This window comes from Vibrio tetraodonis, assembly GCF_003350295.1.
Classification (GTDB): Bacteria; Pseudomonadota; Gammaproteobacteria; order Enterobacterales; family Vibrionaceae; genus Vibrio; species Vibrio tetraodonis.
The window spans coordinates 70,031-91,190 of record NZ_QLYY01000012.1 but is presented as its reverse complement, the minus strand read 5'-3'; the positions used below and the strand labels follow the sequence as shown (position 1 = coordinate 91,190).

The 21,160-nt window shown below is 43.5% G+C and carries 15 protein-coding genes; 8 read left to right on the top strand and 7 right to left on the bottom strand.

The window, feature by feature from the left end; all coding sequences use genetic code 11:
- Window positions 1-27 precede the first annotated feature (27 nt).
- Window positions 28-879, top strand: a complete 852-nt coding sequence (locus DPF90_RS09390; RefSeq protein ID WP_114786081.1) for a MalM family protein — start codon at window positions 28-30, stop codon at window positions 877-879.
- An 82-nt stretch (window positions 880-961) separates the two neighbouring features.
- Here DPF90_RS09390 and DPF90_RS09385 read toward each other — a convergent pair whose 3' ends face one another.
- The gene (locus DPF90_RS09385; RefSeq protein ID WP_114786080.1) at window positions 962-2,581 is read right to left on the bottom strand and encodes a methyl-accepting chemotaxis protein; all 1,620 of its coding nucleotides are present in this window, start codon (window positions 2,579-2,581) and stop codon (window positions 962-964) included.
- Between the two features lie 343 nt (window positions 2,582-2,924).
- Here DPF90_RS09385 and DPF90_RS09380 point away from each other — a divergent pair, with 343 nt between their 5' ends.
- A complete protein-coding gene (locus DPF90_RS09380) occupies window positions 2,925-4,835 on the top strand; it encodes a methyl-accepting chemotaxis protein (protein ID WP_114786079.1) in 1,911 nt (636 codons plus the stop codon).
- 17 nt (window positions 4,836-4,852) lie between these two features.
- On the opposite strand, the gene DPF90_RS09375 is transcribed toward DPF90_RS09380, so the two are convergent.
- A complete protein-coding gene (locus DPF90_RS09375) occupies window positions 4,853-5,578 on the bottom strand; it encodes a UTRA domain-containing protein (protein WP_114786078.1) in 726 nt (241 codons plus the stop codon).
- A gap of 247 nt (window positions 5,579-5,825) precedes the next feature.
- Window positions 5,826-6,374 (bottom strand): hypothetical protein, encoded by a 549-nt coding sequence (locus DPF90_RS09370; protein WP_114786077.1) that lies wholly within the window; start codon window positions 6,372-6,374, stop codon window positions 5,826-5,828.
- A gap of 119 nt (window positions 6,375-6,493) precedes the next feature.
- Between DPF90_RS09370 and soxR the strand changes: the two genes are divergently transcribed.
- From soxR to DPF90_RS09350, 4 genes are all read left to right on the top strand, one after another.
- Window positions 6,494-6,958, top strand: coding sequence for a redox-sensitive transcriptional activator SoxR (soxR, locus tag DPF90_RS09365; RefSeq protein WP_114786076.1), 465 nt, complete (start codon window positions 6,494-6,496; stop codon window positions 6,956-6,958).
- A 334-nt stretch (window positions 6,959-7,292) separates the two neighbouring features.
- Window positions 7,293-12,284, top strand: coding sequence for a pullulanase-type alpha-1,6-glucosidase (gene pulA, locus DPF90_RS09360; RefSeq protein WP_114786075.1), 4,992 nt, complete (start codon window positions 7,293-7,295; stop codon window positions 12,282-12,284).
- Window positions 12,285-12,649: 365 nt separating this feature from the next.
- Window positions 12,650-13,075, top strand: a complete 426-nt coding sequence (locus DPF90_RS09355; RefSeq protein WP_114786074.1) for a BLUF domain-containing protein — start codon at window positions 12,650-12,652, stop codon at window positions 13,073-13,075.
- A gap of 10 nt (window positions 13,076-13,085) precedes the next feature.
- Window positions 13,086-14,777, top strand: coding sequence for a methyl-accepting chemotaxis protein (locus DPF90_RS09350; protein ID WP_114786073.1), 1,692 nt, complete (start codon window positions 13,086-13,088; stop codon window positions 14,775-14,777).
- Between the two features lie 21 nt (window positions 14,778-14,798).
- Here the strand turns inward: DPF90_RS09350 and DPF90_RS09345 are convergent, their stop codons facing one another.
- The 3 genes from DPF90_RS09345 to DPF90_RS09330 form a co-directional block, all read right to left on the bottom strand.
- Window positions 14,799-15,293, bottom strand: a complete 495-nt coding sequence (locus tag DPF90_RS09345; protein ID WP_114786072.1) for a peptide-methionine (S)-S-oxide reductase — start codon at window positions 15,291-15,293, stop codon at window positions 14,799-14,801.
- Window positions 15,294-15,446: 153 nt separating this feature from the next.
- Window positions 15,447-16,445, bottom strand: coding sequence for a cytochrome d ubiquinol oxidase subunit II (gene cydB, locus DPF90_RS09335; RefSeq protein ID WP_114786070.1), 999 nt, complete (start codon window positions 16,443-16,445; stop codon window positions 15,447-15,449).
- A gap of 4 nt (window positions 16,446-16,449) precedes the next feature.
- On the bottom strand, window positions 16,450-17,844 hold the full coding sequence (locus DPF90_RS09330) for a cytochrome ubiquinol oxidase subunit I (RefSeq protein WP_114786069.1): 1,395 nt from the start codon (window positions 17,842-17,844) through the stop codon (window positions 16,450-16,452).
- A gap of 135 nt (window positions 17,845-17,979) precedes the next feature.
- Here DPF90_RS09330 and DPF90_RS09325 point away from each other — a divergent pair, with 135 nt between their 5' ends.
- Window positions 17,980-19,227, top strand: coding sequence for an NADH:ubiquinone reductase (Na(+)-transporting) subunit B (locus DPF90_RS09325; RefSeq protein WP_114786068.1), 1,248 nt, complete (start codon window positions 17,980-17,982; stop codon window positions 19,225-19,227).
- A gap of 12 nt (window positions 19,228-19,239) precedes the next feature.
- On the opposite strand, the gene DPF90_RS09320 is transcribed toward DPF90_RS09325, so the two are convergent.
- The gene (locus DPF90_RS09320; protein WP_114786067.1) at window positions 19,240-19,947 is read right to left on the bottom strand and encodes an SDR family oxidoreductase; all 708 of its coding nucleotides are present in this window, start codon (window positions 19,945-19,947) and stop codon (window positions 19,240-19,242) included.
- Between the two features lie 217 nt (window positions 19,948-20,164).
- Between DPF90_RS09320 and DPF90_RS09315 the strand changes: the two genes are divergently transcribed.
- A complete protein-coding gene (locus DPF90_RS09315; RefSeq protein ID WP_114786066.1) occupies window positions 20,165-21,160 on the top strand; it encodes an ABC transporter substrate-binding protein in 996 nt (331 codons plus the stop codon).

The window sequence follows — 21,160 nt, the reverse complement described above, 5'->3', positions numbered from 1 at the left end:
AATAAAAATTCAAATAAGGAAGACATCATGTATTTTCGTATCTTTGCTCTTAGTAGTTGCGTTGCCTTACTTGGATGCCAGTCCCCAGAGGTAGTTGAACAGATTAATGTCGCCAATACAAAGCAGGTAACTGTGGTATCAGACCTTCAGTCTGTTCAAATGAGATTACCCAGCAATAAAAGCGTGAGCATTACCACCAAGTCTCAGACACTTAAATATCACGATATTGATAGCCCTGTAGCCTTGTTTGAGCTACCTGCTGATAGGGGAGAGTTTTCAATAAGCATTACAAGTGAAATCGGTGAAACCGCCTTTGTGCCGAGAGCGATTATCTTGGATAAAAGTGGACGTGAGCTAGAACGCTATGGTGAAGAGGCATTTGAATACCAACCGCCAAGGTTGGGTGCAGGAAATCGTTTGAGTGCTGAGGTAGATTTCTTTCCACCAAGAGATGTCGAAAGTGTTTACCTGCTGATCTATACCGATAGGTCTGAACTTAACAAAACGACTATGGTGACTCACCCTGCAAGATTATATGCGGAGGGAAGAGGAAACTATTTACCAGAGGTGAAAGACATTGCTATCCCCAACTCTGAATACGGCTTGGTAAATGTCTCCATTGACAGAGTTGGTTTTTTGAAACAGTTGGGTACATCAAGTTCCTTTTCTGACTCAAACTCGCAGCCAATGGTGGCAAAAGCGGTTGAAGTGGTTCAACCTGAAACGCAGAAATATTACCACCAAGCCATATCGGCAGCAGTTGCTAATGATGATCTCAACAAAGCACTTAGGTTATTAGAAGAAGCAAAAGCGCTGAACGTTGAGGGAGCTCAGCAAGTCTTCGTTAAAGCAGTAGAAGACAGCAAAAGTACTTTATAATAAAGTAGGGCTTAAACATGCACAGAGGTTTTTCATTGATGCAAAAACCTCTTCTTATGCAGTATAACGATTTTCTACGCCATCACACTTTGAAGTATTTTAATTGCTGAGTTAACTCTTCTGCAGTGCATGCCATGAATTGGCTGTCTTCTGCAAGCCTCTGAGAGGCTTGCAGAACGTCGTTGGCAGCCAGATTAATGCCTGAAACATTTTCATTCATCTCTGTAGCTACAGCGCTTTGCTGCTCCGATGCCGCAGCGATTTGTGCCACCATATCATTGGCGTTTTGCATTTCTGCGACGATGACATCTAATTGCTGGCGTGTTTTTTCAGAAGCAGCCACCGTCTCATCAACTCTCTCATTACTATCTTCCATAGCGGCAAAGGTTTTTCCTGCTTGCTCGATTAACTTTTCAATAGTGAGTTGGACTTCATTAGTTGAATGTTGGGTTCTTGAGGCTAAGTTGCGTACTTCATCGGCTACAACCGCAAACCCTCTTCCTTGTTCTCCAGCCCGAGCGGCTTCGATTGCGGCATTTAGAGCCAGCAAATTAGTCTGCTCGGATACTTCTCTTATCACGCTGACGACATTACTTATTTCATTGACGCCCGCTTGAAGGTCGGTTACTAAGCCATGGGCAGTTGAAATATTTTGTGAAACGTCAGCAACTGAATCAGAGGTCATCTGCATGGTTCGATCATTTTGGCGAGCATGCTCGACCACACGATTTGAGCTAGCAGCAGTATTCTCAGCATTATTTGCCACATCTGAAATGGTTGCGCTCATCTCTGTCATTGCCGTAGAAAGCAATTCCAGCTGAGTATACTGAGTATTGACGCTGGTTGAAGCCTCTTCACTAGCTTGGGCAATATTGCTTGCCATATGGCTGGATTGCTCGGCAGATTGATGAGCGGTACGCAACGTTTCTTGGAGTTTTCCTATCGTAATGTCAATCTGCTTACTCATGTCCCCAAGCTCGTCTTTTCTCGACATATTGATGCGAGAACGCAGATCACCCTCGGAAATTTTATGAGTGTGGAGAATAAGCTTGCGTAGCGGGGTAATGATATTGTTTGATATCAGGTAGCCCATTCCCAGTAGTATCAAGGATAATAAGCTGGCGACAAGTGCTTCTTTCATGACGAGGTTATAGAAAGCTTGCTCTATATCAGAAACTAAAATGCCTGAGCCGAGTATCCAGCCCCATTCTGGGAATAATTGTACGTAAGATATTTTATTTTTTAGTGTGCTGTCAGGACTTCGCCATTGATAATCAAGAAATCCCTTACCTGGCGGGGTTTGAGAAATAGTTACCATCTCACGCCAGTGGTATTTACCTGCACCATCACGAAGCATGGAGGCGGTTTTGCCATTAAGTTCTGGTTTCAAAGGGTGTGCTACAACCGTTAGGTTTTGGTCTAGCACCCAGAAATAGTTTGAACCATCATAGCGTAGCGCATTAATAGCCTTCAAAGCTCTTTGTTTCGCGATATCAAAGCCGATGGTGGAACCTTGGTCATAGTAATGTTGGACTAAGCTCATCGTGGCTTCGACTTGAGAACTGAGTTTATTCTCTCGCTCGGCTAATGATGTTTGCTTTTGCAACAGCAAATTATACAGACATGCCATAGCAATAAAAATGATCGCTAGAGCAACGATCGCTCCCAATTTATAAGTGATACTTAAGTTACTGAGTTTCATCATTAAGCCATTTGTTGAGAAGTCTTATGGCTAGGCTATTGCTCGCTCTACTTTCACAAATTGATTTGAATCATGAACACTAACTTTTCATATGGTTGCATATATATTTGTGAAATAAATCAGTATCAGCTTTGATTTTGGATTGTACTGAATGTCGATCAGGTTTGAAGAATTCAGCGGTATAGATTCAGTTTTCAGAGTGATCAAGTATAAAATTTGGCGTTTGTCTGTATCGATACCACAATGTTATTAGCAAAATAATCAATATAATTTCATGTTTGTCCCCATGTTCAAATTCAACATTAGGGGTAATGGTGTTCAGACAGAATAAGGACGGTATGAGATGAGAAACTTGGGATTTAAAAAGTTATTGCTCATTTCCATTAGTGCAGTGGTTGTGGTTTCTGTATCTGTGTCAAAATACATTGCCTATGTCAAGCAAGAAGCTAATCTTGTTGAGTTGATTACGGCTTCAAACCAAAGTTATGTTAAAGGTCAAGCCCTAAAGATTTCAGCTCAATTAGAAGAAAAAGTGGGCGGCTTGGATAAGCTGGGTCAGTACTTTTCTAATAAAGAGATAACAGGTACGCCTGAAGAGTTGATCGATCTGACTCATACCATCGCTAATGCTGCCAACCTAAACAGTTCAGTCGTGGCCTTCACTAATGGTGACGCTTACTGGAATCAAACCGCTAAAACTTGGCCAAATCATAAGTTTGATGGTGATGTCACCACTCGTGGTTGGTATCAGCTGGCTCGAAAAAATGATTCTGCCGTATTAACAGAACCTTATATGGGAAGTGAAGGGGATGTCTACTGGGTCTCGATAGTAAGAAAGACGCTCAGCGGTATGATTTCTGTTGATATGCAGTTGGGCTTTTTAAATGAAATTGCCAAAAATGTTAACGAGATTCCAGGCGCTATTGCGGTCATATTGAATAGCGACACCACCATTTTGGCTTCATCAGTTGATGACATTAAAGCGGGTAATAGAACGGCCAAATATCCTTGGTTGGACACTGTTGCAAAAAGAACGTTAGGCCAGGTGGAGGTTGTCTACGAGGGTAAAAAAGACGAGATAGAGGAGTTGTTTTTTTCGCATGAAATCAATATTGCGGGCAAAAAGTGGTACTTTGTTGTTGGTTTAGACAAAGATATTGTTTTTGCGGATCTCCATGCAGCAAAATATGAAGCCATTATTACCGCTCTTCTTGCGTCTGTGATCAGTATTCTGGTTGCGCTTGGCGTCATGCAAGTCTTATATCGCCCAATTTTGGTACTCAAAGAGACGATTGCAGGCCTGACTGATGGTAATGGCGACCTGACTCAACGAATTGAAGTCAAAACTCATGATGATTTAGGCATGATTTCTGAGGGTGTCAATAAATTTATCGCGAGCTTACAATCGATGATGCTTGAAATCAGTGAAGCGACAAGTCAGCTTAGTGGCAACGTTGAAAGAATGCGCGAACAGAGTCAGCACAGCTCATCCATATTACAAAATCATGTGCAAGAAACCGAGCAAGTCGTCACCGCGATTGAAGAGATGAACTCAACGGCAGAATCTATGGCCTCTGATGCTGCGAATACCGCTCAACTCACACAAAAGGCAAACCAAGCGGGTAATACTTCCAAGGCTACTGTGACGCAAGCACAAACGAATGTTCAGGATTTGGTTGAAGATGTCAGTGTTGCTTCAGAAAACGTGAATAAAATGGCGTCAGAAACCGATGGTATTAATACAGTTTTAGGTGTTATCGGTGATATTGCAGAGCAAACCAACTTGTTGGCGCTGAATGCGGCGATTGAGGCTGCTCGAGCAGGTGATCAAGGGCGTGGTTTTGCGGTGGTGGCTGATGAAGTTCGCAACTTAGCGAGTCGGACAAAAGAGAGTACCGAAGAAATTGAAACGGCACTTGCCAGTCTTCTCAAGGGAAGCCAATCGGTGGTGGATTCTATGGAGTCAACCAAAGAGAAGTGTGGTCAGACGGCTGAAGGTGCGGGTCAAGTTGCGGAGAGCCTAGATGTGATGACAGACTTTGTTACTGAAATTAACGACTTAAGCACACAAATCGCCGCAGCGGCTCAGGAGCAAAATAGCGTAACACAAGAGCTAAGTCGAAATATGACAGCAATTAATGACATTGTTGGTGAACTTGATAACAACGGTAAACAAGCGCTTGAAGATGCGCATAGTATTGCTGAAATAAACACTCGTTTGTCCGATATCGTTGGCCGTTTCAAGCTGTCATAATTTCGTTTATCAACGATTTATTCACTCCCAACACGGATCATCACCGCATCTGGGCGCCAATATTCGAACTCAGCGTCCATGAGCTGGCCGTCTTGCTTATAATTGACGCGGCAAATCTTAAGAACGGATTGACCCGATGCAATGTTGAGTGCCTTAGCTACATGTGCTGGAGCGGAAGTTGTTAACACATCAAACTGCGAACGCTGAGTATGATATCCATATTTTTTGTCGTAAATATCGGTAAGTGACAACGTAAGATTTTCAGATAAAATACCTTCGAATAGTGATGATTTCAGCACATTTTCGACAAACAATACCGCTCGTCCGTCTATATGACGAAGTCTTTCGATAATATGAATTTGGGTGATTTTATCAATATCTAGAGCTTGTGCGTATTCTCCAATGGCAACTTCGGTGCGAGTACTGACTAGCCTTGTTTCTGCGCTTCTATTTTGCTCTTTGACCATTTGATGGAAATGAGTTCGTGCTAATGGGTTATAGCTTAGTCGCTCAGGTGAAACATACCATCCACGGCGTTCTTCTCGATAGATAAGCCCTTCTGTTTCCAGTGATATTAATGCGTCCTTAATAGTGATACGTGTGGTTGAAAAGAGTAGGCTAAGCTCTCTCTCCGAGGGCAATTTATCTCCTTTAGAAACCGTCCCCGATTGAATCCAGTGTTTAAGATAGTGTTTGATACTACCTAGTTGTGTAGAAGAGTGATAATCGATAGCTGAATTCATGGTTGACCTAGTCCAATGATATAAACCGCTAGAGCATAAAATACTGATATAACTGAAATATGACAGTACAAACTTTACGCTAATTTTGAGGGTGAAACACAAATGACATTAAAAACCAGTCAAACTGTCAAATCAATAGTATGCAATTGTCATACATTGCTTATGTCTTTCTGGGTGATAATTTTCTGACCTAGTCCATAGGGGAGTAATCTGGTATCAACTGGATAAGAAAAGTGAAATTTTCGTATCATAAATTCAAATATTCAGAAACTTTCATGACCCCAGCATCTGCAATTCCATTATCTTTTAACATAGTTATTAGGCAAATAAACATCGCATTGGTTCCGACAATCGAGTTTTTCTCCGCGGTAAATATTACGTTTTTGTCGCTATCGGTTAGTACATTTACCATGATCATTTCGTTATTTGGTGTGAGCATCACTCGGAATGACTTTCGGCAATAACTGTATTTAAGATCATCAACATCTTTATATAATAGTGCAATGTTTTCAAATTTCGTTTTCGCCTTTTCGTCGACCATTTCTTTTAGACTTGTGAAAATTCCATATTTATTGATATTTTTTTTAAATCTATCAAGTAAATCAAGGTAATTGCTTCGATCTGGAGAGCAAATAAACATTCGTGAGGTTTCTAAAGGTTGTCCAGGAATGGGTTTTGATGCTGAGTAAGGAATGTCTTCTGTCCAGTTACACTCGAGGCTCATAGCAAAGGTGGTACCGACAGGTATGTTTTGAGATATTTCAATGTCTACTTCAAAGAAAAATAAACGTTTCAATTTATATACCAGTTAGCTTTATGAACTGGTTTTAATTATAGTTGTATTGGTGGTAGCTGTACATTTCAGGTGGTTCATTAAATACAATTTATCAGCCTTATTATGATGGATGATTCAATATGGAAATGACAGTTGGTGAGGTCGCTAAAAGAGCAGGTGTAAAAGTGTCGACATTGCACTTTTATGAGCAAAAAGGGCTGATTACCAGTTGGAGAAATCAAGGTAATCAGCGTCGCTATCATCGTGAGGTTTTACGTAGGCTGGCTGTGATTAAGGCCGCGCAAGAAGTGGGGCTCACTTTAGAAGAAATCAATCAATCCCTGTCTTTCCTACCCAAACATCAGGCACCGTCAAGAGAGCAATGGAATCAAATGGCTTCAAATTGGCATGATTTGCTAGCACATCGTATTCGTCAGCTTGAAGCGCTTCAAGATGACTTGGGGAGTTGCATTGGTTGTGGCTGCTTATCGATGAAGTCGTGCGCCATATATAATCCTAAAGACATCAGAGCAGAATCTTTCGAAGGCAAGACCATGCTAACGCATCCTGAGGAGTGGAGTACAACTCAATGCAAGGATAAATAGGCAACAACAAATTTATTAAACAGCAGGTTGAAGATCTAATTTTTTAACATTTGGGGGATTGTTGTAATTCTACATTCCACGCTATTTCTCTATCACTAATTGTCAGCTCTATCACTATTGGCAGCGCTATTTGGTAATTTTCTGACCAGTTCGAGAGGTTTATGTGTGAGGTGGATTGTCTTTTAATCTCTCATCCCCCCTTTCTACGCCTTTTTAACTCCTAACTAAGGAGGAGAGTATTCACTTCATCAAAATTATAACGTGAGCTTGAAGGTATCTCATCGGGTCAACTGGGGTATCAGATCAATAACGGGAATAATCAGTGGAAAAGTGAATGAAAATAAAGCTAACCAAACTCAATGTATTGACAGCTGCATTTGGATTACTGGCCGGCTATGGCAGTGCGCTAGAAGCTCAAATAATTGAAACACATTTGGGCACCAATACCATGCATGCTGATGACAGTTCTATGGTGTCTAACGCGTCATATCGAGAAGCGATTATTTACTACAAGCGTGATGACAATAGTTATGACGAGTGGGGGCTGCACCTATGGAACAGCAGTTCTTGCGATTCTATTTCTGATGCATTGACTTCCGATATCAATTGGAGTCGTCCGTTACTTCCCCAAGATATCGACTTAAACAATGGCGCTCGATTTGTTGTACCACTGAAATCTGATCACAATTCATGCATGAACTTTATCCTTCATAAAGGTGAGGATAAAGCGCTCGGTAATAAAGATTTACAACTTGAGTTTGATAAAGGCAATACGCTTTTCACTCAGCATGGAAGTCCAACACTTAACTATTCCCCAGATAATCCATTGTCGGTCAAACTCGATGGCGCCGCTGCTCATTGGCTCGACCTGAATTCCATTGCTTGGTTTGACCACAGCAAAGCGGTGAGTTATCAGATTTGGAGTAACGAATCTGGATTGAGTGATATTAGTCATCCACAAGATTTCACCAAGTACGACATGGTGGTTGGCGGACTTATTGATAAACCGAAATTTCCCCACCTTAAGGGGCGCACTGGTTTTGAGCTTACTGTCAGTCTAGAAAGGGCCAAAGCACTGCTCAAAACCCAATTAATTGCGGTTGCCCTTGATGAGCAAGGTAAAATCATTGTTGCCACGCGGATACAAACTCCGGGCGTGATTGATGACTTATATACCTCGGGCGAAAATGATGCTGACGAGGCAAGATTGGGCAGCTGGATGGATGAAAATGGAGCCAACTTTGCTTTGTGGGCGCCAACGGCTCAGAAAGTCGAATTGCGTCTGTACGATAAAGCTAAGGCGCCTTTATCGGGTTCGCCCTATAGTTTGCAACTTGATACTTCGACTGGTATTTGGCATTTTCGGGGCGAAGCTTCACTGAAAAATGTGTTTTACCGCTACGAAGTAACTGCCATTCACCCTCAAACAGACCAGATTGAGTCTATGATGGTGACAGACCCATATTCACTGTCACTCAGCACTTCCAGCCGTTATTCCCAGCTTGTTGACCTAAATGATGCAGAAACCAAGCCTGATGATTGGGACAGTCATAGTGCGCCAGAGCTTGCCAACCCAGAAGACAATATTGTTTACGAACTTCATGTTCGTGATTTTAGCGCGAGCGATAAGCAAGGAGAAAAGCGCAATAATGGCAAATACCTCGCGTTTCTTGAAGATGAAAGAGACAGTGTTAAGCATCTGATATCACTAAAAAATGCAGGCTTGACGACGGTTCACCTCTTGCCCACTTATGATCTTGCCTCAATACCTGAAGATCCAGAAAAGACATTAAATCTGACCGATTCGGTTGAAAAGCTCTGTGGCATTAACCCTCAAGCAAACCTATGTGCCATAAACACTCCTCGTCAGTTTTCGATTTTGTCGTTATTAGAAAAAACTGATCCTAAAAGTGGTGAAGCGCAGGCATTACTTGCGGATATTCGCCCTATAGATGGCTTCAACTGGGGCTATGATCCATTTCATTACAGTGTTCCAGAAGGCAGCTATGCGGTCGCCAGTGATGGCATTTCGCGTATTCGAGAGTATCGTCAAATGATACAAAAACTTCATCAGATGGGCTTTAGAGTCGTTCAAGATGTGGTGTATAACCACACTTATGCCTCTGGAGTGTCTGACCATTCGGTACTCGATAAGGTGGTGCCTGGATATTATCATCGCCTCAATCCGATTTCCGGTGCAGTTGAGAATTCAACATGCTGCGACAATACGGCCTCTGAGCACCGTATGTTTGAGAAGTTAGTTGCGGACAGTGTCGAAATGTGGGCGAAACACTACAAAGTAGATGGGTTTAGGTTTGACTTGATGGGGCATTTGATGAAGTCGAGTATTTTGCATTTCTACGAGCAAACCAAGCGGGTGGATCACGATACCTGGTTTTATGGAGAAGGGTGGAATTTTGGTGAGGTCGCCAATGGTCAACGGGGAGAAAACGCGACGCAATGGCCAATGGCGGGCACAGGCATTGGCACCTACAATGATCGCTTGCGTGATGGGATACGTGGTGGAGGTCCTTTTGATAGCGGGGATGCGCTTCTTAAAACTCCGGGTTTTGCAAATGCAGGCAATCGATTTAGTGATGAATTAAAGTCGAAGACAGATTTGATTCGTTACGGCATGGCGGGTAACTTGCAAAATTATCCATTAGAAACATTCAGCGGTGCTATGGTGAATGGGCGGGACTTTCTGTATGGCGGCCAAGGATCAGCCTATACACTCGACCCTCAGGAGTCGATTAACTACGTCTCAAAGCACGACAATCAAACCTTGTGGGATTTCAATCAATACAAAGCCGACTCTTGGGTAAGTTCTGCTGAGCGAGCGCGCATGCAAATTGTTGGCTTATCAACGGTTATGCTTGGTCAAGGTATCCCATTTATCCATATGGGTTCGGAACTGCTCCGTTCTAAGTCGATGGAGCGTGACAGCTACGACAGCGGGGATTGGTACAATAAAGTTGATTTTACAAAACAAACCAATAACTGGAATGTGGGCTTGCCTCGTGCTGATAAAGACATCGCAAATTGGGATGTAATCCGCTCTGTCATATCTAATCCCAATACCTTTGCTCAGCCACAAGATATCATTTGGACTGACCAAATCTTTAAAGAATTGCTTCAGATTCGCTCAGCCTCACCTTTGCTGCGCTTAACGAATGAAGAGCAAGTTTTACAACGTGTACATTTTCACAATACAGGGCCTGATACGCTTGCTGGCATGATTGTTATGTCGGTCAATGATGGGATAAGTGCAGGAGAAGATATAGATAGCAATGTCGATGCTTTGATTGTTGCCATTAATGCCAATACTTCTGAGCAAACAATTTCGATTCAGGGTGCTAAGGACTTTCAACTTCATCCTGTTCTCGTCAATTCTTATGACTTATCGGTCAGACAAGCCAAGTTTGAGGGCAGCTCTTTCACTATTCCACCTCTTACCGCTGCGGTATTTGTTCAGGTACAAAAAGGTGCTCAGGGACCAGGTTTAGTCGTGGACTCAAGCTCTGAACCTGCTCCTTTTGGTAACACCAAAGTGTTTTTGAGAGGTTCGATGAATGCTTGGCAAGCCAATAGCGAGCTCATCTACCAAGGTGATGGTGTTTATGATGTAGAAGCCTATCTAACACCAGGTGTCTACGAATTTAAGTTTGCTTCATCAGACTGGGAGCAAGTCGACCTCGGTTTTGATGAGCTAACGAATCTGAATGATTCTATTGGATTTGTGAGAGGCGAAAATGGCAATATCAAAGTCATCACAAACAACCAAGGAGTACACAAGTTTAGGCTTGATGCATCTCGGCAAAATATACTTACAGCTTCTGTTCAGTACACTAACCGTGATTACGCCTGCTATCAAGATGATACCCAAGCTTGTAATCTGAGGATCTACCAAGTCATGGTGGAGTCTTTTGTTGATGGTGATTCGCAACATGGTTATGGTGTTGGCTATGGCAACTCACACCACAATGGTGATTTGCAAGGTGTGATTGATAGCTTAGATTACATCGCCAATCTCAATGTGAATGCCTTATGGTTAACCCCTGTATTTGACTCTTGTGCTGGACAAGCAGGGGACGATCGATTAGATGCAACGGGTTACTTTCCTTGTGACTATTTTAACGTCGACCCTAAATTTGGTACTAATGACAAACTAAGAGAACTGATCGATAAAGCGCATGCAAGAGGTTTATATGTTTTCTTGGATGGTGTCTTTGGTCATTCTAACCTATCGGGTGTGAAACCGTCTCCAACTGGAAAACTACCGCATTTGAAATTGGAACAAGGTTACCCTGGCCACTATGTTATCTATCCAGATACGGCAAGTCAGGACTTTTTTACTGAAGTTGCAACGTATTGGATAAAAGAATACGGCATCGATGGCTGGAGGCTCGACCAATCCTATCAACTTCCGTTAGACACTTGGCGTGATATCCGATTGGCAGTTGAGCAAGCATCGATGGAGAATAAACAAGCGGGCAAGCAATGGGGAACCTTAGGTTATATGGTGGGTGAAGTATGGAGCGGTGCCGATGATATCACGGTAACGACTTATAGCAGTGATGCCGAGCCAGGACTGTCATCGGCGTTTAATTTTCCTTTGCGTTACGGACTTGTTCAAGCACTTGCGGTGGAAGAATCGGGCCAAAAGGGCAGTGCAAGAGCCTTAGATGCGATATGGAATAGTCGAGCTAAGTCTCCTTATCACGCGATGCCCAATCTTATGCTAGGCAACCATGATTTGGTTCGCTTTGGCGATCTTATCCAGCGAGGAAATCTGGGGGATTATACCAAGAGGCACAAAGCGGCATTGAGTTTTCTTGCTGCGTATTCGGGGCCAATCACGATTTATTATGGTGACGAAATTGGCGATGAAGTAACAGGCTTTGCCAAACAAATTATCCAGAACTGTGTCTCACAAGGTTTGTGTGATGACCATGTCTCACGTTCTAGTGCCAAGATTGAAGGTGTAACAGTCGCAGAGCTAGAGCCTGAGCAACACAATATAAAACAGTATGTTACCGAGCTAATGCGTCTGCGCAGCCAGCACCCTGCCTTATATGCTGGAAAGCGTTGGAACCTTTGGCTAGATGATAATATTTATGCGGATCTTAAAGTCTATGGCGACGAGCAAATCCTTTATGTTCTGAATACCTCTACCTCTGACCAAACCTTGTTGTTAGACGCCAGTCATCTAAAAGCCACCCATGCTCTTAGAGATCTCATCGATGGTGAGCGACTCACTGTAACAGATGGTATTGCCCAGGTTGGGGTGTCTGCGTTAAGTGGTCGTTTTTTATTGGTAGAGTAGGGATTATTCAACGAATCTAAAACTAGATTTTCTCTATCTAACTTGGAGTTTATCGCATATTGCATTTGCACTATGCGATTTTTTTGCGATTTGCAATGATTAATATGCATTCAATGGCATCTTTTGGCCGAAGTTACTGATTTTGGTATCAACATGGGCGTATTTCTTTTGGCACGTATCTTGTAAATTGTCTCTGGTGTTCTGGAGTGGCTCTCATGAGAGCAAGTGGTATGTGATGCACTTCTTTCTTCCCAAACGCACCCACAAAATGGCTTAAAAGTGCGTACGACGGGCCGAGCAAACAGCGTGTAGTAGAACAACAATAAGCCGAACATGTTTGTGATTATCCAAGGAGTGGAGGCGACATGACTTTGATAGAGCTCGTCTATGTCAGCAAAGCGGGAAAACGGCTCGTCCAAGATGAATTGGAAGGCATACTTTCTAAAGCCCGCAAAAACAATACAGATACCGACATCACAGGCCTATTACTTTACGATGGCTATGGTACTTTCATTCAAGTACTCGAAGGCCCTGAGCCAGCGGTTGAAAACCTGTTCGAAAAAATCCAACAAGATTCTCGCCATACCAATATAAACCGAATCGGTTTCCATCATATTAAGAAAAGAAGTTTTCCGGATTGGAAAATGGGTTATCGCGTACTCGATCAAGATCTCGAATCATCACTTCCCGGCTACAGCGATTTTATGAAGCACAGAGGCGAGGTGCAGTACCTTGTCGATCACTCAAGTTTCGCCATGCAGATGATCCACTATTTTGTGAAAAAAGATTAGGAGAACTCCCATGCTTTCACATTTTAAAATTGCTCACAAAGTCTACTTATTGGGGTTCTTTCTTCTAGGAGCGATCCTTGTAATGGGCGGCTTTGCACTAAATCAAATGAACAAGATTGGTAACGAACTTGTCGATATCGCTGAACGAGATATTCCGCTTACTAAATCGCTAACATTGCTAACTGAGCACCAGTTAGAACAAGCCATTTACTTTGAGCGCGCCTTGATTAAGGCGATCCGAGTAGAGCAAGGGCTTGCGCCGATGAATACATTTGAGGAGGCGAGAGGTAAAGTTGAAAAACTCACCCTTAAAGTTGAAAAAGAAATTGTAGAGGTTGAAAACTTTATTGCTGACTCTATTCCCAAGCTCCACGAACCAAAGGCTAAAATTAAGTTCGAGGCTAAGTTAGCAGAACTCAAAAAGGTGGAAGAGTCGTACCATTCGCTTGTCGATGAAGTGAAAAAGACTATGCTGTTGGGCTTTCAAGGCAAGATTAATGAAATGCTCGAGTTTTCAAAGAAAGTTGAGAAGCATGAGGACGAAATAGACACCTCCCTAATCAAAATTCTCGATGATGTTCAGAGCTTTACGTTGGCAAGTGCATTGAAAGCGGAAGAAGATGAGAAATTTGCCATCAAATGGATGACAGTGATCGCTATTGTGTCGATCATTTTTGGCATCATTATGCCCATTGTGATAGCGCGTGCGATAAGAAACCCGATCGTTGCCTTAATTGGAAGGTTGCAACAAGTGGCTAATGGTGATGGTGACTTAACCATCAGGCTTGATTCCAGTGCTAAAGATGAGACAGGGACGGTGGCAAGCGCCTTTAATACATTTTTGGGTGTGCTGACGGGAACGATTAATGTTGTTACCTCAAAAGCAGAAGATTTGGGCAAATCGTCAGAGTCTGCATTAGGTGCGATGCAAAGAACCCTCGCCAATGTCGAAAAGCAGCACAGAGACATTGAGCAGGTTGCCACCGCGATCAATGAAATGAATGCGACAACACAAGAAGTGGCCAATAGCACGGCCAATGCTTCGGCGGTAACGGATGCGGTTAAAAAGCATGTAATAGAAGGCCAGAGAGAATCTCAAGAAATTCAGAAGATCATAGAAGAGCTGACCAATGAGGTGACGCAGTCATCCGGTGTTATCGAAAACCTCGTCTCGGAGACCAACAATATTGGGACGGTTCTTGAGTCTATTCAAGGCATCGCGGAGCAAACTAACTTACTAGCACTCAATGCGGCGATAGAAGCGGCGCGAGCAGGGGATACAGGTCGAGGGTTTGCTGTGGTTGCTGATGAAGTACGTTCATTAGCACAACGCACTCAAGATGCGACGGTTGATATTCAGCAGCTGGTTGAAACCTTGCAGTCTGAGGCGAAAAACGCTGTTACCAGTATGCAAAAAGGAACCAGCACGGCTCAGCTTTGTCTAGAGAAAAGTACTCAATCAGCCAACACGTTCCTATTAGCGGCTGAGTCTGTTAATGAGATCGCTGGATTAAATGTTCAGATAGCAACGGCTGCTGAAGAGCAAGCAGTTGTGGTAAGAGATTTGGATGCCAACTTAACCAACATTAAATCTTTATCAGAAGAAACGGCTGAAGACTCAAGGAGTACGGCGACAGCAAGCCAATCCATTGCTAAGAACGTGATTGATCTCCACCAAAACTTGAATAAATTCCAAGTGTAGTTATCGACTTGGCAACAACCCTTAGGATTTGACTTTGTACTTATGAAGTAGTGACAAAGGAATATGGCAGTAATCTTGTGGGTAATTTGTGAGGCGGTCCTGATGTTCAGGATCGCTTTTTACGTAATTGGTTAAAGGTAAAACCTCAACGGCAATACTGTGATTTTTGGGTTGCCGGTCAATAAAGAGTTTGGCTTTTTCTAGATGCTGATTGCTTTGGCTGTAGATACCTGTGCGGTATTTTAGTCCTATATCTTGCCCTTGCTGATTAATGCTGTGTGGGTCAATGATCTCGAAAAACTGAGTCATAAGTCGTTCTATATTGGTTACCTCTGGATCAAATTGAGTCCTGACACATTCTGCGTAGCCATCATAGTCTCCTTTAGTATCCTTGCGAACACCATTTGCTCGCCCAGCTTCAGTCGACACAACGCCGGATAAATGGCGAATAAATTCCTGAACACCCCATAGGCAGCCGCCAGCAAAGTAAATTTCTTCTGTAGAGTGTTGTTTCATGATTATCGGTTTTAGGTTAGCTCAATGAGGTGCTATTTATACCAGATTTATTTTCCTATGCCATACCCAGCGCGGCTTTAATCGCAAAGGACAGCAGCCCGAGTAAAGCCACACTAGATATCCAAATAAAAATAAACCACGTCAGTTTTTTCATTAGTGGTAATGCTCCCCATGTTTCATCTTGCCTCTGAAGACCCAGTAGGTGTAGGCGCTGTATGCCATGATGAGGGGGAGGAGAAAAACAGTACCAGCAAGCAAAAACTTCAGGCTTTCATCCGGCGCGGCGGCTTGGCTGTAGGTAAGGCTAAAAGGAATGAGGTAGGGAAAAGTGCTTACCCCAAAGCCTGTTGCTGCCAGCACGAACAGAGCAATACCACAGAGGTAGGCTTTGAGGGCTTTATGGTTTTGCAAAGCAACATAGAGCTGCCTGATAAACCAAGCAGAAAGCGCTGGGATGCATAGCAGAACAAGCGCATTGGGGAAACTGAACCAACGATCGAAGATCAAGCCATTTTGCAGCGGTAACCAAATGCTGACGATGGCGATGCAGACGACCATTCCAACGCCTGCTCGTTTAGCAATCATCTCATACCGGTCTGTAAGATCATTGGGTAGCTTCATCATAAGCCAGCATGACCCAAGTAAAACGTAGGCAAACACAAGGGCGAGAGAACAAAATAAACTAAAGGGGCTTAACCAATCAAACCAATACCCTGCGTACGCTCTACCTTCCATTTCAATGCCTTGCAATAGAGCACCAAGCATAATGCCTTGCATTAACGTTGCAGTCAGGGAGCCGACAAAAAAAGCAGTATCCCATAGAAACTTGCCTTTTTTGGTTTTAAACCGATATTCAAAAGAGACGCCGCGAAGGATCAGCCCCAGCAACATGAGAATCAGTGGCGCATATAAGGCTGGCATGACGACCGAGTATGCGAGTGGAAACACGGCAAACAGACCGCCTCCACCGAGCACCAACCACGTCTCGTTACCATCCCACACCGGAGCAATGCTATTCATCATCATGTCTCGTTCAGTCTCACTATGAGCGCTGGGAAACAGAATACCAATGCCTAGATCAAATCCGTCGAGGATCACGTAGATAAGGACAGCGAGCCCAATCAATGCATACCAAACAAGCGCATAATCCATAGTGCTATCCTCGTGTAACATGGTTGGAATGGGTGGCTGGAGGCACGTCGGTCCCGTCGGGTAGACGGCTATCGAGAGCCTGTTCGTAACGAGTAGGCGATTTTCGCATTAACCTCAGCAAGTAGAATATCCCCGCACCGAAAACTAGGAAGTACACGACGATGAAAGCGGTTAAAGACACACTAATCGCGGTTGCGTCAATCGGCGACGCCGACTCTGCTGTTGTCAGTAGCCCATACACGGTAAAGGGCTGACGACCTACTTCTGTGGTTATCCAACCTGCCAGAACAGCAACAAAGCCAGCAGGTCCAAACACTATGCATAATTTGTGGAACCAAGGTGTTTCATAAAGCTTGTTCTTATACCTCAAGTAGAGGCTACAGGCTCCAACGAACAACATGCCAAAGCCAATCCCAACCATGGTTCTGAAACTCCAAAAAACAATACTTACCGGGGGATGCTCATTTTCAGGAAAGGCGTCGAGCCCTTTAACTTCGCCATTCCACTCATGAGTAAGAATTAAGCTACCCAGATGAGGGATTTCAAGTTTGTAGTCGACGGTTTTTGTCTCGTCATTGGGTAGACCAAATAAAATAAGTGGGGCACTTTTGTGACTTTCATAATGTCCCTCCATTGCCGCGACCTTTGCTGGTTGATGCTCCAATGTATTTAGGCCATGCATGTCTCCTGCGACAATCTGTAGTGGTGTTACGATCGCTGCCATCCACATTGCCATGGAAAACATGGTGCGTGCCAGTGGATTGTGGGGTGCTGACAAAAGGTGATAAGCACCGACCGCGGCCACGACAAAAGCGGTAGTAAGATACGCTGCTAATAGCATGTGTACCAACCGGTAAGGAAATGATGGATTGAAAACAATCTCGAACCAGTTTTCGGGAACAAACTGTCCTGCTTCGTTAATGGAGAAGCCTGCTGGTGTTTGCATCCAACTGTTGACGGATAATATCCAAAATGCAGACAAAAAAGTGCCAAAGGCAACAATGCAAGTTGACATAAAGTGCAGCTTCTTGCCCACCCGCTCCATGCCAAATAGCATCACCCCTAGAAAACCCGCTTCAAGGAAAAATGCGGTGAATACTTCATAACCCATCAAAGGTCCAAGGATAGGGCCCGTCTTATCGGCAAAGACACTCCAGTTAGTACCAAATTGGTAGCTGAGAACAATCCCGCTAACTACTCCCATACCAAAGCTTACTGCAAATATCTTGATCCAGTATTTGTACAATTGGATATACTTCTCTTTGCCCGTTTTAAGCCAAAGGCCTTCGAGCACAGCTAAATAACTTGCTAGCCCGATAGTGAATGCTGGGAATATGATGTGAAAGGAAACAGTGAAAGCGAACTGAAATCGGGCTAAGTCTACGGCTAGTGTGTCCATGATCATTTCCTGCTTATGACTCACACATTAATACGATGCTCTCGTCGTGAACGGTCAACCTGCGTAAAACTTTTATTGCTCTTATTACCCGTTCGGTTCGTAACAAAATATATCTGGTTGATAGGAAGTACGAATATGAGCTTGAAATCCAAAGTTGAGGCTGTGGCTCCGACGTTTGAGCCAGGCGGGAAATATGAGAAGTTTTATCCGATATATGAGGCCGTTGCCACGATTCTATACACCCCCGGAATGGTAAATAAAGGTGCGACACATGTAAGAGACAGTATTGATCTCAAACGCATCATGATTTTTGTTTGGTTAGCTACTTTCCCTACCATGTTCTGGGGGATGTACAATATTGGCAACCAATCTGTCTTGGCGATGATGAGCCAATATTCGCCTCAACAACTCGAATCAGTCGTCACAGAGAGCTGGCGCCTAGCTACAGCGTTCGGCAGCTATCAGGGGCTAATAGAAGCTGGTTGGGGTAGTAAAATGTTGCTTGGGGCCCTGTATTTCTTACCCATTTATGCCACGGTGTTTGTAGTAGGAGGGTTTTGGGAAATATTGTTCGCGGTTGTGCGTAAACATGAGATTAATGAAGGCTTTTTCGTTAGCTCAGTGCTGTTTGCGCTGATTCTGCCGCCTACCATTCCTCTGTGGCAGGCCGCTTTAGGTATTACTTTCGGTATCGTGGTTGCCAAAGAGATTTTTGGCGGAACAGGGCGTAACTTCTTGAATCCAGCGCTAGCTGGCCGCGCATTTTTGTACTTTGCCTATCCTGCCAATATGTCTGGAGGAGGAGTTTGGGTTGCTGCCGATGGGTACTCTGGCGCAACACCATTAAGTCAGTGGTATGAAGGAGGCTCGAGTAATCTCATCAATAATATGACGGGTGAAGCGATTAGCTGGAACGATGCGTTTTTGGGGAATTTACCAGGGTCGATGGGGGAAGGATCCACGCTTCTTATCATACTTGGGGGCCTACTCTTGATCGGGATGCGTATCGCGTCGTGGAGAATTGTCGGCGGTGTGATTATTGGACTTGCGGTCGGCTCCACCTTACTCAATATGATAGGCTCTGACACAAACCCCATGTTTTCTATGCCGTTTTACTGGCATTTTGTCTTAGGCGGGGTAGCTTTCGGTACCTTCTTTATGGCAACGGACCCGGTCTCTGCTGCCTACACCAATTCAGGTAAATGGGCATACGGAATTTTGATCGGCCTGATGGCAATAGCAATTCGTGTGTTGAACCCAGCCTATCCAGAAGGGATTATGCTCGCCATCTTGTTTGCTAATTTGTTTGCTCCTTTGTTCGATTTTATCTCCAAAGAAGCAAATGCTAAGAGGAGACGTCAGAGGGTTGGTCGTCTCGGATAATTGATCGTTTGATCACCAAGGCAGCGTTTGTCCGTCATAGGACAAAAAGCTGCCTGTGATTTCAGGGTCAGCTTTTTCGATAATGTGTAAAATATCCGATGCGACTTTGTCTGGCTCAAACAGTTTACCGTCAGGAACGTTGGCCTGAAAAGGCTTTGATAATGGCGTATCGGTAGTACCCGGGTGAACAGATAAAATGCAAGCTTTTGGCATACGTCTTGACCATTCAATACTGATATTTTTGATGAGCATATTGAGTGCTGCTTTTGATGAACGATAGCTGTACCAACCTCCCAATCTGTTGTCTTCTATACTTCCTACCTTAGCGGATATAGTGACGAAACGTGGGTGGCTACTCGCTTTTAAACATGCTGAAAAGTGTTTTGCGATTAATAGGGTTGGCAATGCATTGACTTTGATATTTTCTAAGAAAAACTCAGATTGGCAAGATTGAATGTTTTTCTCTGGGCCGTTGCTCGGTGTATGCAAGAGACCAATCGCATTGATTATCCAGTCAAGCGATGAGAACTGAACAGCCAGTTCACGAATTTCATCTTCAGAAGTGATGTCAATATTATGCCATATGATGTCATCAGAAAGATCGTTGCGTTTGTTTGCACGATAGGTTGCGTGAAGCTCGATTTCTGGGCTGTGGTTTAGTAACTGCTTACATAGTGAATGGCCAATACCGCCATTACCACCAAAAATAAGTACTCTCATAGGCTTTCTTATGTCGCTGTATTTTCGAAAGAACAGCATAAAAACATAGTGAATTCTTGTCTGCGATGGTGTTCTTATTGTTTTGTGTGATTCGATTCACGCAAACAATAATCCGTTATACGGAAATCTATAAAAACGAACCTTGTCACTAAAGATCCTCGATCCATACACTAGGGTTATATGAATGTTTTTTATATTAACCTAATGGAGTCAATCTATGTCATTGATTCGGAGAAGTTATGTGGCGGTGCTGCTCTGTCTTGTGATAACTGGAGCCGCCATTTGGGGCGTCAATCAGCACAATGTGCAAAGGAATATTGAAGTTACCGAAGTGAAGATCGCTGTATCTTTAACACCATTAGCATCTCCTTTTTTAATCGCGGAGCAACTTGGTCTATTTGAAAAGCAAGGACTTAATGTGTCGCTTTTTCCATGTGCAAGCAGTATGGCTTGTACTCAACTCATGTTAAATCGTGATGTTGAATACGCAACGGCTTCTGACTCTGTTGTCATGTTCCAAAGCTTTAAGCAGAGTGTTTTAGCATTACTAGTCAGTTTTGTTGAATCAGATAATGACTTAAAACTCTTGGCGCTTAGCCCTTCTAACATCAGCGAAGTAAGCCAATTAGAGGATAAGAGAGTTGGGGTAGTTAAAGGAAGTGCGAGTGAATTTTATTTCGACTCCGTGCTTATTGCCAATAACCACAAAGCCTTAGATGTCGAGAAAGTATATTTGCAACCTCATGAACTTGTTCCCGCGCTCTTGTCGTTTCGTGTTGACGCCATTTCAGCCTGGGAACCGATGGGATACAAAGCGGATCTACAGTCAACCTCAACCGTCAAGAACCTTGGTACATTGGGTATATACCAGCATTCGTTTAATTTGCTCTCTACCACACCTTACTTAGAGTTTGCAGGTCAAGAGCCTGCGTACCTACTCAAAGCTCTTGATGAGGCAGTGGAGTGGATCAATGCGTATCCCGATGAAGCATCAAGGTTAATAGCAAAAAGACTTAATATCCCACTAAATCAGGTTAAGTGGTCTTGGGAAGACTATGTTTTTCGCTTGTCATTGGGGAATTCATTACTTTCAAACCTCCAGCTTCAGGCCAGATGGGCGCAAGCAGAAGGTTTAGTAGGAGATGAGCAACCTGACTTTAGGGAACTCCTTTTTACACAACCATACCAACAAATTGTTGCTTTGAGAGACTAA

What these genes read in the sequence shown, in the direction of transcription:
- DPF90_RS09390 (WP_114786081.1), top strand. Translation starts at nt 28, where the DNA reads ATGTATTTTCGTATCTTTGCTCTTAGTAGTTGCGTTGCCTTACTTGGA.
- DPF90_RS09385 (WP_114786080.1), bottom strand. Translation starts at nt 2,581, where the DNA reads ATGAAACTCAGTAACTTAAGTATCACTTATAAATTGGGAGCGATCGTT.
- DPF90_RS09380 (WP_114786079.1), top strand. Translation starts at nt 2,925, where the DNA reads ATGAGAAACTTGGGATTTAAAAAGTTATTGCTCATTTCCATTAGTGCA.
- DPF90_RS09375 (WP_114786078.1), bottom strand. Translation starts at nt 5,578, where the DNA reads ATGAATTCAGCTATCGATTATCACTCTTCTACACAACTAGGTAGTATC.
- soxR (WP_114786076.1), top strand. Translation starts at nt 6,494, where the DNA reads ATGGAAATGACAGTTGGTGAGGTCGCTAAAAGAGCAGGTGTAAAAGTG.
- pulA (WP_114786075.1), top strand. Translation starts at nt 7,293, where the DNA reads ATGAAAATAAAGCTAACCAAACTCAATGTATTGACAGCTGCATTTGGA.
- DPF90_RS09355 (WP_114786074.1), top strand. Translation starts at nt 12,650, where the DNA reads ATGACTTTGATAGAGCTCGTCTATGTCAGCAAAGCGGGAAAACGGCTC.
- DPF90_RS09350 (WP_114786073.1), top strand. Translation starts at nt 13,086, where the DNA reads ATGCTTTCACATTTTAAAATTGCTCACAAAGTCTACTTATTGGGGTTC.
- DPF90_RS09345 (WP_114786072.1), bottom strand. Translation starts at nt 15,293, where the DNA reads ATGAAACAACACTCTACAGAAGAAATTTACTTTGCTGGCGGCTGCCTA.
- cydB (WP_114786070.1), bottom strand. Translation starts at nt 16,445, where the DNA reads ATGGATTATGCGCTTGTTTGGTATGCATTGATTGGGCTCGCTGTCCTT.
- DPF90_RS09330 (WP_114786069.1), bottom strand. Translation starts at nt 17,844, where the DNA reads ATGGACACACTAGCCGTAGACTTAGCCCGATTTCAGTTCGCTTTCACT.
- DPF90_RS09325 (WP_114786068.1), top strand. Translation starts at nt 17,980, where the DNA reads ATGAGCTTGAAATCCAAAGTTGAGGCTGTGGCTCCGACGTTTGAGCCA.
- DPF90_RS09320 (WP_114786067.1), bottom strand. Translation starts at nt 19,947, where the DNA reads ATGAGAGTACTTATTTTTGGTGGTAATGGCGGTATTGGCCATTCACTA.
- DPF90_RS09315 (WP_114786066.1), top strand. Translation starts at nt 20,165, where the DNA reads ATGTCATTGATTCGGAGAAGTTATGTGGCGGTGCTGCTCTGTCTTGTG.